Raw genomic sequence first — 479 nt, 5'->3', positions numbered from 1 at the left:
ATAACTACACAATCGACAGCGGATTCTTCAAACCAGCGGTTGAAGAACCAACGCCAGTACCAGCTACTTACACAGTTGGCGATAAAGTTTGGGAAGACAGCAATAAAGACGGTATCCAAAACTCAAATGAACCTGGCATCCCTGGCGTAGAAGTAACGTTGACAAAACCAGACGGTTCAACAGTAACGACAACAACAGACAATAACGGTAACTATGAGTTTACAAACTTACCGAATGGTGAATATACAATTACATTTGAAACGCCAGAAGGTTATGAACCGACAACACCGAATGTCGGCAACCCTGAATTAGACTCAAACGGTACGACAACAACAGTTACTGTTAATAACGGCGACGATAAAACAATCGACAGCGGATGCTACAAACCAGTAGTAGAACCAACACCAGAGGATCCAACACCGGAAGAGCCAGGCACACCTGAAAAGCCGGAAGAACCAGGCACACCTGAAAAACCGGAA

At 44.7% G+C, this 479-nt stretch carries 1 protein-coding gene; it reads left to right on the top strand.

Features of this window, described 5'->3' with window-relative positions; all coding sequences use genetic code 11:
• Window positions 1–479: SdrD B-like domain-containing protein (locus tag HMPREF3270_RS13105; RefSeq protein ID WP_141763167.1), on the top strand; the 479-nt coding region annotated here is incomplete at both ends.

It is taken from the genome of Staphylococcus sp. HMSC65H10 (assembly GCF_001839185.1).
In the GTDB taxonomy this organism is placed as follows: Bacteria; Bacillota; Bacilli; order Staphylococcales; family Staphylococcaceae; genus Staphylococcus; species Staphylococcus simulans.
The sequence above is the reverse complement of the archived record's forward strand: the minus strand, read 5'-3'. Positions and strand labels throughout refer to the sequence as shown.